This window comes from Mesorhizobium sp. B2-3-14 (genome assembly GCF_006442175.1).
In the GTDB taxonomy this organism is placed as follows: domain Bacteria; phylum Pseudomonadota; class Alphaproteobacteria; order Rhizobiales; family Rhizobiaceae; genus Mesorhizobium; species Mesorhizobium australicum.
Window position 1 is genome coordinate 89,081 of the sequence record NZ_VFVP01000015.1, and the last position, 16,985, is coordinate 106,065.

The window sequence follows — 16,985 nt, forward strand, 5'->3', positions numbered from 1 at the left end:
AACATGATCGACAGACGCGAATTCGTCGTTGCCCTCGGCGCTACGGGGCTGCTTGCGGCTTGCCAGAGCGGCCCGCCGAAACCATCGGTTATCTCCGTCAATGTGACCGGCGGTGCGGGGATGAATCCAGGGCCGGGCGGCGGCGACCGGCCGGTAACGGTGCTGGTGATGCGGCTTGCCAGCACCGGCAAGTTCAACTCGGCCGACTATTTCGCGCTGCAGGGCGACGCGGGCTCGGCCCTCGGTGCCGACCTCATCGGCTCCGACGCGATCTCGGTTGCGCCTGGCAAAACGGTGGCCAAGACCATCACGGTCGAGCCGAATGCGACGGCGCTCGGCTTCGTGGCGCTGATCCGCGAGCCAGGCGGACGCAACTGGCGCACCACCAAGTCGGTGTCGCCAGGGTCGAAATTCACCGTCAACGTCAGCCTGGGCAAGGGCGGCATTTCCGCCTAGCGGTAAGGCAGCATATAGTTGCATGCAGAAAGTAGCGGCATGAGCGATGCAAACAGGGTGCTGTGGTCGGAGGGCCTGTTTCTCAGGACCCAACACTTCCAGCAGCAGGATCGGTTCTTCGAAGGCATGGTGCGCGGCGCATTGCGGGCCGGCCAGCTCCATACTTTCGGGTTCCAGCAACTGGCCCTCGACCAGTCGCTGCTCGACGCCGGTCAGGTTTCGATCGTGTCCGCCCGGGGCATTTTCCCGGACGGCACGCCTTTTTCCATTCCCGACCTGATGGATGCGCCGAAGCCGCTATCGGTCACGCCCGACACGGGCGCCGGGCCGGTGCTGGTCGCACTGCCGCTCGAGCCCCCCGGAGGCGTGGGATTCGACCCGGCGCATGCGGCCTCGACGGGCGCGCGTTACCACGGCAAGATCGTATCGGTGCGCGATGCCGTCCAAATTGGCGGCGATCCCGAGGAGATCGAGATCGCAAGGCCGCAAGCGGCGCTGCTTGCGCCCGGCAAATCGGTCGGCGGCTATACCGCCTTGCCGATCGCCGACATAAAAGGTGTACGCGCCGACGGCGGCATCTCGCTCGACGAGACGTTCCTGCCGCCGACGCTGATCACCGGCGCCGTCCACTGGTACAGGCAATTGCTGCAGGAGGTCGTCACCGGCCTCGAGCAGATCGGCGAAGCGCATGGCAAGATGGTGATGGGCGGCGCCGGCCGTAGCGTCGAAGACCTCTTGATGCTGCACCTGGCCAATGCCGCTCGCCCGCGCCTTGCCCATATGCTGGCGCAGGATGTCTTTCATCCCGCCGAACTCTATCTCGAACTTGCCGGACTCGCCGGCGAGATGGCAACCTACGGCTCGAGCTCGCGCCGGCTCGGCGACCTGCCGGCCTACGACCACATGGCCCCCGGCCCCGCCTATATGGCACTGGCCGACGCCTTGCGTTCGCTCATCCTCAGCCTGCGCTACATCGAACCGAAATCGCGCGCGCTGCCGGTGATGCGGCACGCAACCAATGTCTGGAAAGTACGCATCGACAACCCCAAGCTTTTGCTCGCCAGCCGGATCGTCATCCGCGTCGGATCGGAGCTTTCGGAAGACGCGCTGCGCAAGATCTTCGTCAACCAGGCGACAGTCGGCGCCGCGGACCAGTTCGAAGGGCTTTGGAAGTCGCGCCTGCCGGGCATCCCGCTCAAACCGCTCCATTCGCAGCCACGCGAGATTCCCTATGATGGCGACCGGCTGTGCCTGGAGCTCGATCAGAAGAGCGAGCATTGGGCCTCCTTGCTGGACGCGCCCGGATTCGTCATTGGGGTGTCGGGTGTCCTGGACAGCGAGCCCCAGGTCGACTGCTATTCGGTGAACAGGTGATGAGCCGGGATGATCCTTTCGGTCTGTCGGAGGATCGCGAGCGCACGCGCATCAGGCTGGCGGGCGTTGCGCCGCGACCGCTCGCGCCGCTGACGCCAGGCGCTCCAGTCAAGAGGGCGCGCTTCCATCCCAACCCGCTCATCAACATCTTCGCGCCACTGCTCGAATTCGCCCCCGAGCTCGAAAGCGCTCTGGCGCCGGAAAACCCCGAAGCAATGCGCACACGCCTGCTCGACGAGTTGGTTCAGGCGCGCGACGCCGTTATGGCAGTGGGCTCCTCGCTGGAGCGCGCCGATCAGGCGGCATGGGCCGTGGCGGCATTGCTCGACGACCTTGCGCTCAACACGCCATGGGGCGGCGCCAGCGCCTGGCCGCGCCAGCCGCTGGTGGTCATGCTGCGTGGGGACGTCGATGCCGGCACCCAGTTTTTCACCCGCCTTGACGAGCTGGAGCGCCATCCCAACCGCGACCGCGAGATGCTGGAGCTTCAGTATTACTGCCTGGCGCTCGGCTTCCGCGGCAAGTATCGGGTGCCCGGCCGAGCCGGCGACCGCTCGCTCAATGGCGTGCGTGTGGCAGCCGCGCGCGTCCTGCGCAATGCGGACGCGGACGGCGCGCCGCTATCGCCGAACTGGAAAGGCGTAATCGCTTCCGACGAGCCACAGCGCTTCATCGTCCCGATATGGGTGATGGCCCTTGCTGCAATTGCCATCGCCGCCGCCGCTTATATCGGCCTATCGATGAGCTTGAGCAGCCTGGCGGTTGAATTGTCCGCACTGGTGCGCACCCTGCCGCCGGCATCTCGCGCGGACGTTACCCGCGCCGCACCAAAGCAGGATGCGCCCGAACCTGAGCCGCCACAGGCGGTCGATTTCGCGCTTTTGCCCGCATTCAAGGCTGAAGCGCCGGCAAGCCTCAAGGGCGCGCTCAGCGGCACCGAAAGCGTCTCGCTGGCCAAGCTGATCATCCAGTCCTCCAACCCAGAGCTCTTCCAGTCCTCGCGGCCGACACTGTCCCAAGGCTATGAGCCGCTGATCGCCTCGATCGCCAAGGTGATCCTCGCCAACCAGGAGCTGATTGGAAAGATCACCATCATCGGCCATACCGACAATGTTCGCCTGCAGCGGTCCAACCCGCTGGCGAGCAACCAGCGGCTCTCGGAGGCACGCGCGCAGACCATAGGGGACCTCCTGGTGCAGGCTGGCGTGCCACAGGCGCGCATCCATTCCGAAGGCCGCGCCGACACCGATCCGGTGGCCGACAACTCGACGCGCGAGGGCCGCGCGCTCAACCGGCGCGTTGAGGTCCTGGTCGAGAAGAGGCTCTGAGATGTTCATCCTGCGCTTCCTGTGGGCGGTCATCACCTCGCGATTTCTGTGGACCCTGATCGGCATTGCACTGCTTTCGCTGTTGATCTGGGTGTTCGGCCCGATCGTAAGGGTCGGTCCTTACGCGCCATTCGAATCCGACAATGTGCGCATCGCCATTGTCGCCGGACTGATCATCTTATGGCTGATCTGGCTGATCATCGCGCAACGGCGCGCCATCCGCGCCAATCGCATGTTTGTCGCCGAGATCGCAGCTCCCGTAGCCGAAAAACAGCTCACCCCTGGCGAGGAGAGCGTTGCAGCCGTCGGCGCCAAATTCGGCGAGGTGATGGCCGAGCTCAAGCGGCGCAAGCTCGGCGGACGCAAGTTCCTGCGCGAGATGCCGTGGTATGTGATCGTCGGACCTCCGGCCACCGGCAAGACCACGGCGTTGCGCCAATCGGGTCTCAATTTTCCAATCGACCTCACCGATGATTTGCAAGGCGTTGGCGGCACGCGCAATTGTGACTGGTTCTTCTCCGAAAACGCGGTGCTGATCGACACCGCGGGCCGCTACGTCCAGCAGGAGAGCCAGCCGGACGTCGATGCCGCGGAATGGCTGGGCTTCCTTGACCTCTTGAAAAAGCACCGCGGCCGCCGAGCGCTCAACGGCGTCATTGTCGCCCTGTCGATCGACGCGCTCTCGGAGGGCGAGGAAGCGATCAAGGCGCACGGCCGCAAGATCCGCCGCCGACTGGCCGAGCTGAATGATCGGCTGGAGATCCGCCTGCCCGTCTACCTGATGCTGACCAAGGCAGATCTGATCAAAGGCTTCGAAGCCTTCTTCGGTGGCTTGTCGACAAGCGCGCGCGAGCAGGTATGGGGAACAACCTTTCCGCTCGAGGCCCAAGTCAACGCCGGCACGATCCAGGCGGAGCTATCCAGGCTTGCCACCGAGCTGGAGCGGAGGTTGGTGCCACGCCTGGAAGACGAAGACAAGCTCGCCTCGCGCGCCGAGATCTTCCGCTTTCCAGCCCAGCTGGCGAGCCTCGGCGAGCCGATCAAGACATTGATCGAGGCAATATTCGGCGAAAGCCGCTATGAGGAAGCCGCCTGGTTGCGCGGCCTTTATCTAACATCGGCGACCCAGGAAGGCGCTCCCATCGACCGGCTGACCGCGGCGTTGTCGTCCTCCTTCGGCCTGCCGCCGCGCCGCGCCATGCCGGCGGCGCGGGTCGAGAGGCGCAGCTTCTTCCTCAGGAACCTTCTGACCGAGGTTATCTTCAAGGAGGCCGGCCTTGGTACGTTCGATCCGCTGGCGCAGCGTCGCCGCGCCTGGATCTGGCGCGGGGCTGCCGCCGCCTGTGCGCTCGCGGCTCTGCTGGCCGGCGGCCTGTTCACCTGGTCCTACCTCGACAACCGCAATGCGATCGCCGAACAGGCTGGCCAGTTCGAAGCCCTACAGCGGCCGCTCACCGAGGTGGCCGCCATGCCGGCTGCGGTCGAGCAGCCGACCTTGGATGGCGCGCTGGCGGCGATGGGCGCAGTCGCGACGGCACGAACGCCGCCGCCAGACGGCGTCCATAACCTGCTCGGGCCGACCGCGTCGGCGGAGTTGATGCGCGCACAGACGGATACCTACGACCATGCCCTGCGCAACGTGCTCGAGCCGCATATGGTCGCCCTGCTCGAGGCTACGATGTGGCGGCAAATCCGCGATCCGGATTTCATGCTTGGCGCGCTGAAGACGTACCGGATGATGACTGGCCTGTCGCAAATGGACACCGATTTCGTCCAGAACTGGTGGGTGAACAGTCTGCCGCAATTCGCGCCGGCGCCGCCCTTCCCCACGGCCGACGCCGAAGAGCACCAGCTTGCCGCTATCGGCCGCATGGCAGTCGATGACAGCTACATCGCCCCCGACAAGCAACTGGTCGCAGAGGCGCTGAAGACCGTGTGCACGATCTCGCTGCCCGAGCGCGCCTACAGGCAACTCCTGGCCGACCCGGAAGTAGCAGCCATCAAGGAATGGGTGCCGGCCAATTTCGCCGGGCCGAACGGCGCCAAGGTGTTTGCGCGCCGTTCCGACAAAACACTGCGTGTTGGCGTTCCGGGCCCCTATACCTATGCCGGCTTCCATGACGCGATCCTCGACCGAGTCGAGGATGTCGCCGGCCAGGCCGCGTTGGACCGAGCGGTGTTTGCCGGCGGCTGCGCGGAGAATTCGGAGACGTCGGTCTCGGCCCTCTCCCAGGACATCCTGAAGCTCTACTACGACGACTATATCGCGCAGTGGGACTCTTTCCTGCGGGACATGCGGCTTTCACCGCTGACCGATCTCAACATTGCCAGTGAGAACCTCAAGGATCTGTCAAGCGCCGACTCCGCGCTTAAGCGCCTGTTGACGGCAGTGGTGCAGGAGACTGACCTCACCCGCTCCGACGAGGCGCCGGCCGAGGGCCAAAGCGGCGCTGCCGCCAAGACCGGTTCGAAGCTGCTGAGCAAGCTTGGCAAGCTCGGCAAGGTGGTGACCTCAGGCGCCAAGCTCCTGCCTCGCGCCGGCTCCGCCAACCAGGTGGACATGACCGGCAGCCTGGTGGCTGACCATTTCAAGCCGCTCAAAGGCACCATCGCACAGGTCGACGGCCAGCCGCCGGCGCTCGACGCGGCGATCGTGGCCCTGACCGCGCTGTCGAACGTGCTGCAGACGGTCACCGCCAATCCCAACCCCCAGGATGCGATCAAGAAGCAGGGCGGCCTTGCCGAACTGACGGGCGCGGTTGCGAGACAAGCACAGATCCTGCCCTCGCCGGTCAACGACTGGCTGGGCGGTATTGCCGGCGACACCAGTGGCCTGTCGCAGAAGGCTGTAACCAACGAGCTCAATGCCATCTGGCGGGCCGACATACTCCCCTTCTGCCAGGCGGCGCTCAACAACCGCTATCCATTCAGCGCCGACAGCGCGGTCGACGTTAATGTGCGCGACTTTCAGCGCCTGTTCGGGCCGACGGGCCTGATCGATGCTTTCATCAACGACCATCTGATCAACTACGTCGACACCGCCAGCGAGCCGTGGAAATGGCGGGCCGATTTCGGTCTCGACCCGGCGGCGCTCGCAGCCTTCGAGCAGGCCAGGCATATCCGCGACGACCTGTTTCCAGGCGGCACCGGCCCGGTGATGAATTTCACCCTGGAACCCAAGGACCTTGCACCCGGCGCGGCGCGGGTCACGCTCAACCTCGATGGCCAGAACCTCGTTTACTACAACAATGCCACCCGGCCGCAGCCGATGACGTGGCCCGGCAAGGACGGCACCGGGGTGATCTCGCTTGCCTTCCAGCCGGTCGACGGCTCGCCTGAAGTGATGCTCAACGAAACCGGCAGCTGGGCCTGGCTCAGAATGCTGCGCGGCGGCCGCTTCGCGGCGACCAAGCTCACTGACGTCTACAGTCTGCGGCTCGGCACGAAGGGGATGTGGGCCGACTTCGAGCTCAAGGCCGCCAGTGTCGAGAACCCATACACACTCGAGATGTTCAAGAAGTTCACATGTCCGCCACAGATCTGATCGTGCCCGGCTTCTACGGCAAGATGCCCACCACCGGCGATTTCGTGACCCGGCGGCTGCCTGGCGATTTTGTGCGCAGATGGGACCGCTGGCTGGCGCAGCACATCGTGCCGATGTTTGGCTCGGAAGCCTGGCCGCACGACAAGGCGCTTCGCTTTCTCGCTGGCCCCGCTTGCTTCGGCGCCTCGGCGGGCGTCGTCCTGCAGAGCGCCGACGGGGTTGGCAGGCAATTCCCGCTGAACGTCGTGGCGCAGCTTGCCGCGGCTCCGCTTCAGCTGGCTTACGCGGACACCTGGTTCGACAGTATCGAGGAAGCGGCCTTTGCGGCGCAACGGGGGGAGCTGACACCGGACGAATTGGACGCCCGGCTTGCAGCCCTGCCCGTACCGCTGATCGAACAGAATGACGATCTCATCGACGATCTTGTCATGTGGACCACATACACGGACATTTTCGACGTCGACAGACAAGCGCCGCGGCCCGGGCTCGAGCAGGTGCTGGCCTGCAGCTGGAAGACCGGCTGATGTGGGAGGTCTCCAACACCACAGGATTCCCGGCTATGGGCAGCTGGGTTCAGGACAAGGCCGCAAACAAGATCTGGCTAGTCTGTGTGAAGGCCACTTTCGATATACTGCCGGACGGAAGGACGCGACCCTCGGACGATCAGGTGTCACCGTTTATACAGGGGCAGCCCCTCGACGGCGACTATGAGAAAAGCCTGATCTATGAGGCCGATTTTTTTGGGGTGAAGCCGTGCACTGACGTGCTCGTCAACGGCACCGCCTGGTCACCGAATGGTAGACCGACCACGGAGCTCGACGTTGGATTTCAGGTTGGTCCGGTGCAAAAGCGCCTGCAGGTTTTCGGCAATCGCTGGTGGACCGTGAACCTTGCCGGACAGCGCGTTATTGCGAGCCCTGATCCGTTCGTCACGATGCCGATTCAGTATGAGCGCGCTTTCGGTGGCTGGGATCGTACTGCCAGCAATCCGAAGGATCATCGACTGGAAGCCAGGAATCCGGTTGGGCAGGGCTTCATCTCCAACCCAAATGGCTGTCTCGGGCGACCGCTCCCCAACATAGAAGATCCTGCAAACCTGGTCTCGTCCGTCGCCAGTCGCCCGGCACCGGCTGGCTTCAACGCCGTGGCCTGTCATTGGTCACCACGCCGGGAACTCGCCGGAACCTATGATGAGGCCTGGCAGAAAACTCGCTTCCCGCTCTGGGCGGAAGATCTCGATGCCCACTACTATTGCTGTGCGCCGCCTGATCAACAAGTAGCCGGCTACCTGCGCGGCGGCGAGCCCGTCCACATCATCAATCTCTCGCCCAACGGCCCGATACGCTTCCATCTGCCGCGAATGGTCTTCGGCTTCACCACCCGCATTAAACGCGAGACGATTCATACTCGGGGCACGCTGGCAACCGTGATCCTAGAGCCGGATGCCCCGCGCGTGGTTATTGCCTGGCAAAGTTGGCTCGTATGCAACAAGGACATCGACTATCTTGATCAAACCACTGTCCGCCTGAAAAAGCTGATGTGATGGTATTGACGATGTCCCCGCCAAGCCTCGCAGCTTATTTCCCTCGGACGCCAATTTGGCTGGCAGGCCTTGCAGCGCGGACTCCGGTTGGCCTGCGCCCAGAAAGCGCGGCGGCGGCGGTGCGGGCGGGGATATCAGGAATTTCCGAGCATCCGTTCTTCGTCGACCGCAATGGCGAACCCATGCGACTGGCGCAGGATGCGGTCATGGGCCCTGATATGCCGCTGCCAGAGCGTATGAAGGAACTGCTGCTTTCAACGTTGCTGCAACTGCCGCAGGCAGCGACGCAATCAGTTAACGCCCTGAGAACGCTCCTGATCATCTGTGCGCCGGAGCCACGGCCGGGGTTACCGGACGGCGTCGCCGAAACGCTCGGCCGTGCCGTGATGGGACGATTCGGCTCGGCGAATATCCGCGTGCAATACCTTGCCCACGGACACGCTGCCGGCATGCTTGCGTTTGGTGTCGCCGCCAAGGCGATCGATGAGGGCAAGACGGATCTGGCGGTTGTAGCAGGGGTGGATTCCTATCACGAGTACCAGACCCTCGAATGGATGGATGAGACGGGGCAACTCAAATCCGAGGCGAATCGAGACGGCTTCTTCCCGGGAGAAGCGGCGGGCGCCTGCCTGCTGGCAAGCAAAAGTCTGATATCAGAATTGGGCCTGGCACTCTTGGGACGCCTAACCGCGGTCAGCGCCGCGCCCGAGCGGATTACTATCAAGCGGCACGGCAGGGAGGAGGTTTGCGTCGGGGAGGGGCTGAGCTCCGCCTTCCTTGGACTTGGCCCCGCCATCGAGAGCGACCACCGCAAGATCACCGATACATATTGCGATCTCAACGGCCAGCGTTACCGCAGCGAGGAGTTGGTCTACTCAATCCTGCGAGTACAGCATCTTTCAGATCAGGCAACGCACTTTTTGCATCCGGCCGACTGCTGGGGCGATGTCGGCGCCGCGTCGGGGCCGCTGTTCGCGGCGCTTGCCCACGCCGCCGCAAGCAAGGGTTACAGTTGGGGTTCGCGGGCGGCGCTCTGGGCCGGATCCGAAGGCGGCCAGCGGGCGGTGATGCTGCTGGACTTTCCTAGCAACCCAAGAAAGGGCGCGTGATGGTTTCAGTTGGGGTCAATCCGCCCAAGACGCCGGTGACTGAGGGAAGTATCGATATGGCACCTGCGGACGTGCCCAATGTCTGCAAGATGCCAGGGCCGCCAGCGCCGTTCGTGCCTGTTCCACTACCGAACTTTGGACGCTCCGCCGACCGGTTGTCGGACGCGACCTCGACGGTAATGATCGAAGGGAAGAAAATAGCCATTAAAGGCAGCTACTACATGAGCGCCCCGTCGCCGGACGTGGCGAGCCAGGGCACCGGCGGAGGCGTGGTATCGTCGGCTACGCAAGGAAAGACCGAGTTCGTTGCGCCGGGCTCGATGGACGTGAAGGCAGAAGGCAAGAATATCCAACTGCTCGGCGATCAGATGACCAACAATGGGAGCTAACTCCGCCACCTCGACCGGAAACAAGCAGGCTCCGGACACCAAGCCGATGCACAAGTGCGGCGAGGTGGGAAGCTATGGCGGCCTCAAGAACGACGGCAAGGCGAGCCGAGCCGATGGTTCGAGAGTGTGGGAACGCGATCATATTCCGGCTAAGGCCACGCTCTTCAAGCGAGCCAAAGTCATGTTCAACACAATGTCTGCAGCCGTTTACGAATGCGCAAAAGGAAAGATCGAATCGCGTGGCATGGCGATAGTGATCCCCCGCAAATCCCATCGCGGGTTCAGCAAGACCTGCGGCAGCAAGAACACCAAGACGCAAATCCGACAGGACGCAAAATCCAAGGAAAGCATGACCGCGGCCGTCAATCGGGATACAAAGGCGTTGCAGAAACATCTGGACACCACCGACTGCGGTCCAGCTTATGCGGAGGCGGTGAAGGAACTCAAGAAGTTCGACTTCGATCAGATGATCAGAGATGCCGTGAACGAATGCAAGTAGTCACACAACAGGGTGAACTCCGATGGCTCAGACGAACTACGAAGATTGGGTTGGCCTTTTCGGTCATACCGCAGAAGACCCGGCCGTGAAAGCCCTGCTGCGCTCGGCTGGGGTCACCAAGAGGCTTGTCATGCCTCGCGACGAACTGGATCTTCTCGTCGACATTACGGGCATGACCGTGAATTTCCAGGACGCTGAGCTCTTCGAGGACCTGCCGCCAGTCGGATCCGGCAACTGCGTCCTTACCGGAGTGGTTCTCCGCCTGGAGAAGAACAAGGCGGCCCCGTACGGCGGACCACTGCCGTACGGCATCAAAAGAGATTCCTCTCAGGCCGATTTGCGCGCTCAGTTTGGAAAACCAAGTGAAACAGAAAGCGACATCGGCTGGGACCGCTGGATCATATCAGACAATCTCACCCTCACCGCGCAATACACGGGCGACAGGTCCTCGATCGAGGCCCTAATGTTGAGTCTGCCCGAACCCGCTTAAACCGCGATTGCGATCATAATTCATGGATTTCAGCAGATCAGTTTACCTTCTTGGTCGACTATCGACCGACCCCGACGTGCAGGCGCTTCTCGCCGGCCTGAAGATTATTCGTCAGCCCTCGGTGGACATAGACGAAGGCGACGATGGTCGGATACTTTCGGCCGAAGACTGGCTGACCAATTTGCAGCTTGGCGTGGAACTCGGGTTCGTGGCGCGCGCATACTTGCTGGGCGAAGATGATTTCGATGCCGCGACCGAACCCATGGTGCTCTCGCAGGTGTACTTTTACCGCAATCATGCCGACGTCAAGCCGTATCGTGGACGGCTGCCGTTCAGTATCGGGCCTGACGATGACAGGAAGGGTGTAAGGGCGAAGTTCGCAACTTACGAACCGACCCGGCGCTCCTATCTGCGCGACACCTGGGAACTGCCAGAGTGTCGGGTGACCGTCAGCTACGTCGATGAAGGCGCGCGGATCGGATTTGTTCTCTGCCTTCTGCGCCCCCCTGCCATGCCAGCCGACGCCGACGATGCCGCCCTGGTTCCAAGCATCGCCCAGATCGCGCGCGTGATGGCCAAGCCGTTAATGGATCCCGAGGTTCGTTTGACTTTTGCGCCGTTACGGCTGGAGCAGAATCTGGAGGAAGACGAAACCGGCTCGGTCGCCAGCCTCACACGGCACCTCGGCATAGAGCTACGCTTTCGCTATCTCGGTGGAGGTCGCGAGCAGTCGCTCGCAAACGTCTTGTTCTACCGGGAGCACGAGGCAGAGGGTGCACGCTGGCCCGGGGAGTTGCCGAAGGAGCTTTCGTTCGACGACTCGCCAGAACAGGTAACGCAAAAGATCGGCCGTGCCCCGGATCAATTGCTGGACGAAGAGTTCGACGGCTATGCAACCTGGCACTTCGTGGAATATTCGCTGCAGGTGAAATACAGCACAATGGAAAACTACGTTCTGTGTGTACAAATGGCGGCTCCCGATGCCGCGCTGGCCGCGTGAGCCTTGCGGAGTTGCCTGGTTTTTCGTGCGCGACTATGCTTGGACAAGTCTGGAAAGGGGTTAAGCACGATGAATGATCGCCCTAATTTTTCGAGCGCTGGCAGCAATCTCGGCAATGGCCTCATCATCGGTACCTTCATCGGACGCGACCAGTCCGGCGAAGCAATGGTATCAATTCCCGACGGAATCGAACCAAGGGTAGCAATCGCTCGCGCAGCGATCTTGCTGGAGCCCACGGACTTTGGGGCCGACGTGGTGGTGATGTTCGCGGGTGGCGATCCGGACCAGGCGATCATCCTGGGGCGCCTGCAGCATCCGAAGCCGGTTGACGCCGAGGACGTGGCCGCAACCCTCGATGGCGAGCGACTGGAACTTTGTGCTGAGCGCGAAATCGTCCTTCGCTGCGGCAAAGCCAGCATTACACTGACCCGCACCGGCAAGATAATCTTGAGGGGCACTTATATCCTCAGCCGTTCGTCCGGTCCCAACAAGATCAAAGGAGGCTCGATCCAGCTTAACTAGAGCCTCGGATGTCACCCCACGTTATTGAGCATATCGTCGAGCAACATGCCGAAGACGCGGCATTCCTCTGGTTGCAACGTGACAGAGCAGTCGATGCTCCCGATCAGCATCTCAAGAATCTAAGACGGGTGGACGATCGGATCGAGGCGCATGTGGATGGTCTGCGTGTTGCTGGCGAATGGGGGTGGCAAGCCGCTGAGACGGCTTTCGACCGGTATCATGAGCCAGGCGAGACTTTCGTGGCCGCTGTTCTCGCCTTCGAGAGCATGTCAGAAAACCGGATCGGTTACATCCTCAATCTTGCCGAGGCATCACCACAGCTGTTGCGCGCCGTCGTATCGGCGCTGGGCTGGGTAGAGCCGCATCGTGTCCAGAAATGGATCCCGTGGCTGTTGGAGGACCCGCTCCCTTCCAGGCGCCTGCTTGGGATAACCGCATGTTCGGTTCGTCGCATCGATCCGGCAACCCGTCTGTCAAATTTGTTCAACGAAGTCCCCGCAGTGCGCGCCAGAGCCTTGCGCCTTGCGGGAGAGATTGGGCGCGTCGACCTACTCTCAGACATAAAGGCAGCTCTCCATGACCCCGACGAGACATGTGGCTTTTGGGCAGCTTGGTCCTGCGTGCTTTTAGGGGACAGATGTGAGGCACTGGAGGTCCTGCGCATGCACGCCAGCGCGGACGGGATCGGCTGGAAAGGCGCGCAACTTATGCTGCGCGCAGCCGATCATCAAAACGCCGTGGAATGGCTTTTGGGACTGCGAGGCGATCGTTCGAAGGAGAGGCTGATCGCGGCCGGGGCAGCCGTTGTCGGGGACCCCATCTTTGTACCTTGGCTGACTACACGAATGCGCGACCACGATCTGTCCCGGCTGGCCGGCGAAAGTTTCGCGACCATCACCGGGATCTCGCTTGAGGAACGAGCAATGCATGTTAAGGCGCCTGGAGACATGGACCTCGCAAACCTGCCGCCCGGCTATTCTCGCGACGAGAACCTCGTCTGGCCAGATGTCGGTAAGATTCGAGCATGGTGGCGGCAAAACCAAACGAATTTTGGTCAGGGCATGCGATACTTGCATGGCAAGCCTCTAGGAGCAGAGACTCTGGCGCAGACCTTCGCCCAGGGGACGCTGCGTGCAAGACGGGGCGCCGCTTTGGACCTGGCATTAGGCGCGCCGGAGACTCCGCTTGTCAACAGCTCGGCTCGCTGCTTCGAATAGCTTGCATCCGGCGGATTGACGCTAGGTCGTTGCAAAACCACGTCATTCGACGTAGCCCTGTCGTCGCGCCCAGTCTAGTACCCCGTCCTTAAGCGGCACCCTAGCGATCCTGTCGCCGAAATACTCCCGGAAGTGAGTGCCCGCCGCGTCTGGATCGTTGGTGAAGAGATCGCCCACCCACCGCGCCTCTGGAAACAATTCCAACAGCGATGCGCCTGCCGCCACGGCAAGGGCGGGACAGCCCATCTGTTCGATCAGCCACGGCAAGATAGCGCGATCCCCGAGCATGCCGACTGCTCTTACGCCGAAAGGGGCGCTTTGCGGCAGGCGGAGCAAAGTTCCGATCCAGCTTCGCACCTGCTTGACGGGAGTCGCCTTCACTACGGCTCGGAGAGCGAGCACACCATTGTGGTCACCTCGCTCAACCGTCCTTCTAAGTTCCGCAAGGCCCGGACCGCTTTGGCCGAGTTCGTTCAAGGTCCAGGCTGCCCAGAAACGCACCTGCTGGTCTTCATCCGTAAGCGCATTCGCGATTTCGGCCGTCAAATCGGCACGACGGAGCTCTCCGGCGAGGCGAAGGCTGACGATACGAACCGATGTCTCGGGGTCGCGAAGTCGCAGCAAAAGCACCTGCTTTGGATCGACGCGGTGTGCCAGACAGGCCGACATTCCAAGAAGCCTTTTGAACGAGTCGCCCTCATCAATCCAAGTCCGCACCCATGCCCCAATCTTGCGTGGTTCGTGCCATGCCAAGGCGCCAAGCAAGCCAGCCGGACCATCGATTGCGGTGCGACCGATCTCGACGACTTTTGCGACGTGATCGGCGGTTTCGAATTCGAAAGCCGTCCAAGACACGACAAAAAGCGCGCCTTTGCCAGGCGCTTCCTCGTCCATAGAAAGGACGCACGGCCAAGCTGCGAGGCCAGCAACCCTCAGGCCATCGAGATTAATTTCCAGTCTGTCATCGATGGCCCTTACGGCGTTCAGATCGGGAGGATCGTCGAGCGCCAAACTGTCCCGCTGCGCCCATAAGGCGGCGGAGCGCTCGGCATGTTCCCCGACAATGTTTTCCAGCACCGTCATTTTAGGCAACCAGCCAATCGCATCGCCGGGGCCGGACAGGCAAACCGGCGAAGAGCACAGCGCCGCCTCTCCCGACCCAAACCACCGTCAGTTTTCGTGGATCTTCGATCCCTTGATGGTGACGTCGCTCGACGCCTTGATATTGATCTTACCGGATCCGCTGACCGTGATATCTTTTCCTTTGATCAAGATAGTTCCGTCCTTTTTCATCGTGATCGATGCGTTGCCGCATGTCAGCGAAATCGAGTCGCCGGCGTCTATCGCGAAATTCTTCCCAATCTTGAAACTGCCGTCGTCGGCGACGTCGACCGCACTGGATTTACCCACCTTCAGATTGTGGCCGCCGCCGACATCGGCGGCGTCGTCGTCGGCAATTTTGGTCGCTCGGGATTTCCCTATCTGCAGGGCCTGCGCTCCGCCAACGTCAAAGTTCTGGTCGGCGCTGACTTGTACGATTTGACTGGCTCCGACCGTCCAGTTGTCCGAGGCTCCAATGCTGTGGGTCTGCCCCGCACCCACGGTGACGCTTCTCGATGCGCCGATGGTGTTCGTCTGCACCGCGCCGACGCTTCTTGTCTCGGTGGCGCCCACCGTGTCGATTCGCGCCGCGCCCACCGTCACCGTCTGCACCAGGCCAACTGTCTGAGAATGGTTGGACCCGATTGTTTCCGACGAATTGGCGCCGATATGGATGGTCTCGTTGGCGCCGACCGTCAGCGAACGGTTCGCGCCCACGGTCTCGGTGTCGTTGCTACCGATGTTGGTGGTCTGGTCGACGCCGACCTTGACCGTCTTGTTGTTGCCGACGTCCTCGTCAAGGTTATGGCCGACAGAGTGCTTGGCGTCGTGGTCGATGCGGTCGGACTGGTCGTGCTGAACGGTCTTGTTGCGATCGTGCTTGATCAGCAGATGGTGGTCCTTCTGCGCCTGAAAATTGACCAGCTCGGAGCCGGCCTTGTCCTCGAACATCAGTTCGTTATAGCCGCCGCCGCCTTTTGACGAGTTGGACTTCCAGCCCGATTGTGTCGCATTGGCCGGCAGTCCGTAGGGCGGCATCTCAGCGGCGTTGTAGACGCGACCGGTGATGATCGGCAAATCAGGATCGCCCTCGATGAAATCGACGATGACCTCCTGGCCGATGCGAGGGATCTGGATGAAGCCCCAGCCGCTGCCGGCCCAGGTCTGCGACACACGCACGAAGCAAGACGAGTTCTGGTCCTTCTTGCCGAGGCGGTCCCAATGAAATTGCACCTTCACCCGAGCATATTTGTCGGTGAAGATCTCCTCGCCCGACGGGCCCACGACGGTCGCGGTCTGCGGCCCGCGCATGAGCGGTCGCGGCGTGATCCGCGGCGGCCGGTAGGGCAGTTTGGTGGGCGCGATGCCAAGCACGACCTTGAAATTCTCGCTGTGGGCTTCGTTTTGGGTCCGGTAGCCCGGATCGAACAGCCGGTAGTCGGCGCTGGTCACGAGATAGTCCTGGTTCTGGTCGTCGCGAGGAAAACTTTCGAGCGTGAACTTGCAGCCTGAAAAAAGGCCCCGGACGGTTCCCACCGCCGTGCTGTGCTGGTGCACAGCCTGGAGTTCCTCACGGCGGATACCCGCAATCTTATCGCCCCGCCCGACATCGAGATGCGCGCCGGGCTGACGGTAGTTTTCGCCCGAAGCCTCCTGATGGGCGAAGGGCTGAGCGGATTTCGCCATCAGGTCAGCGCCGGGCTTCTCGAAATCATAGTCGGTATGAACGTAGGCGCCTGGACGCACGGCGCTGCCCGGAATCCATTCGGTAATGTATTCCACATCACGGCGCGAGCCGTGGCCCTCGAAATTGTAAAGCACCTTGTCGTAGCCTGGCGCCGGCTTCAGCTTGCTCATGGCATCGCACAGCACCAGCGTGTGCTTGCCCTCGTCGTGCTCGAAGAAATAGAAGATCCCTTCGTGCTCGAGCAGCCGCTGCACAAAATCGAGATCGCTCTCATCGTACTGCACGCAATATTCGCGCGAGGGATAAGACCCCTGCAGCCGCTTCTCGAACTTGGCGATGCCGTATTTCGAGAAGATCTTTTCAACGATCTCGACAGCGGTCATGTTCTGGAAAATGCGGCAGTCGGTGGTGTTGCCGAGGAACCAGAGCCATGGCCTGACACTGGCCTCGTAATAGGTCAACCGATCCTCTATGCGGGTAAGTTTGAAGTCTGACACCAGACCGCTGAACCAACGCTTTGGATCGGATTCGCCTTCGACGGAAACGACGCCGCCTAGCATCTTCAGCGGATCGATCTCACGGCTCTTGCTGACGAACCCCACGGTATAGGCAAAACATCGGCTGATCTCATCCCGGCCGACGAGATGGGTAAAGGTCAGCACATCGGCCCCAACCGGCGTCTGTAGAACCGTGGCACGTTCATTCGGCATGGGTCGTGCCCCTCCT

15 protein-coding genes are annotated in these 16,985 nt (G+C 62.0%); 13 read left to right on the plus strand and 2 right to left on the minus strand.

Annotated elements, in window-relative coordinates:
- Nucleotides 1–3 precede the first annotated feature (3 nt).
- From tssJ to FJ950_RS27400, 13 genes are all read left to right on the plus strand, one after another.
- A complete protein-coding gene (gene tssJ / locus FJ950_RS27340) occupies nt 4–456 on the plus strand; it encodes a type VI secretion system lipoprotein TssJ (protein WP_140620055.1) in 453 nt (150 codons plus the stop codon).
- A 39-nt stretch (nt 457–495) separates the two neighbouring features.
- Nucleotides 496–1,830, plus strand: a complete 1,335-nt coding sequence (tssK, locus tag FJ950_RS27345; protein WP_140620057.1) for a type VI secretion system baseplate subunit TssK — start codon at nt 496–498, stop codon at nt 1,828–1,830.
- Nucleotides 1,830–3,158 carry a type VI secretion system protein TssL, long form gene (gene tssL / locus FJ950_RS27350; RefSeq protein ID WP_140620059.1) on the plus strand — a complete coding sequence of 443 codons (1,329 nt, stop codon included), beginning with the start codon at nt 1,830–1,832 and terminating at the stop codon, nt 3,156–3,158. The genes tssK and tssL overlap by 1 nt, the downstream gene beginning before the upstream one ends.
- 1 nt (nt 3,159) lies before the next feature.
- Complete coding sequence (tssM, locus tag FJ950_RS27355; RefSeq protein WP_140620061.1) at nt 3,160–6,702, plus strand: type VI secretion system membrane subunit TssM; 3,543 nt, start codon at nt 3,160–3,162, stop codon at nt 6,700–6,702.
- A complete protein-coding gene (gene tagF, locus FJ950_RS27360; RefSeq protein WP_140620062.1) occupies nt 6,684–7,226 on the plus strand; it encodes a type VI secretion system-associated protein TagF in 543 nt (180 codons plus the stop codon). The genes tssM and tagF overlap by 19 nt, the downstream gene beginning before the upstream one ends.
- Entirely contained in the window at nt 7,226–8,245 is a 1,020-nt protein-coding gene (locus FJ950_RS27365) for a DUF2169 domain-containing protein (RefSeq protein WP_140620064.1), read from the plus strand. Before tagF ends, FJ950_RS27365 begins: the two co-directional genes overlap by 1 nt.
- Nucleotides 8,245–9,354, plus strand: a complete 1,110-nt coding sequence (locus FJ950_RS27370; RefSeq protein ID WP_246677824.1) for a beta-ketoacyl synthase N-terminal-like domain-containing protein — start codon at nt 8,245–8,247, stop codon at nt 9,352–9,354. Before FJ950_RS27365 ends, FJ950_RS27370 begins: the two co-directional genes overlap by 1 nt.
- On the plus strand, nt 9,354–9,743 hold the full coding sequence (locus FJ950_RS27375; protein WP_246673924.1) for a PAAR-like domain-containing protein: 390 nt from the start codon (nt 9,354–9,356) through the stop codon (nt 9,741–9,743). The genes FJ950_RS27370 and FJ950_RS27375 overlap by 1 nt, the downstream gene beginning before the upstream one ends.
- Nucleotides 9,733–10,242 (plus strand): hypothetical protein, encoded by a 510-nt coding sequence (locus FJ950_RS27380; protein ID WP_140620070.1) that lies wholly within the window; start codon nt 9,733–9,735, stop codon nt 10,240–10,242. Before FJ950_RS27375 ends, FJ950_RS27380 begins: the two co-directional genes overlap by 11 nt.
- A 22-nt stretch (nt 10,243–10,264) precedes the next feature.
- Entirely contained in the window at nt 10,265–10,732 is a 468-nt protein-coding gene (locus tag FJ950_RS27385; protein WP_140620072.1) for a hypothetical protein, read from the plus strand.
- Between the two features lie 22 nt (nt 10,733–10,754).
- On the plus strand, nt 10,755–11,732 hold the full coding sequence (locus tag FJ950_RS27390) for a hypothetical protein (RefSeq protein ID WP_140620075.1): 978 nt from the start codon (nt 10,755–10,757) through the stop codon (nt 11,730–11,732).
- 69 nt (nt 11,733–11,801) lie between these two features.
- Entirely contained in the window at nt 11,802–12,254 is a 453-nt protein-coding gene (locus FJ950_RS27395; protein ID WP_140620077.1) for a DUF6484 domain-containing protein, read from the plus strand.
- An 8-nt stretch (nt 12,255–12,262) separates the two neighbouring features.
- On the plus strand, nt 12,263–13,471 hold the full coding sequence (locus FJ950_RS27400) for a TIGR02270 family protein (RefSeq protein WP_140620078.1): 1,209 nt from the start codon (nt 12,263–12,265) through the stop codon (nt 13,469–13,471).
- A 42-nt stretch (nt 13,472–13,513) separates the two neighbouring features.
- Here the strand turns inward: FJ950_RS27400 and FJ950_RS27405 are convergent, their stop codons facing one another.
- Both FJ950_RS27405 and tssI read right to left on the minus strand, forming a co-directional pair.
- Nucleotides 13,514–14,554 carry a HEAT repeat domain-containing protein gene (locus FJ950_RS27405; RefSeq protein ID WP_140620080.1) on the minus strand — a complete coding sequence of 347 codons (1,041 nt, stop codon included), beginning with the start codon at nt 14,552–14,554 and terminating at the stop codon, nt 13,514–13,516.
- An 87-nt stretch (nt 14,555–14,641) separates the two neighbouring features.
- On the minus strand, nt 14,642–16,969 hold the full coding sequence (tssI, locus tag FJ950_RS27410; RefSeq protein ID WP_140620129.1) for a type VI secretion system tip protein VgrG: 2,328 nt from the start codon (nt 16,967–16,969) through the stop codon (nt 14,642–14,644).
- Nucleotides 16,970–16,985 lie beyond the last annotated feature (16 nt).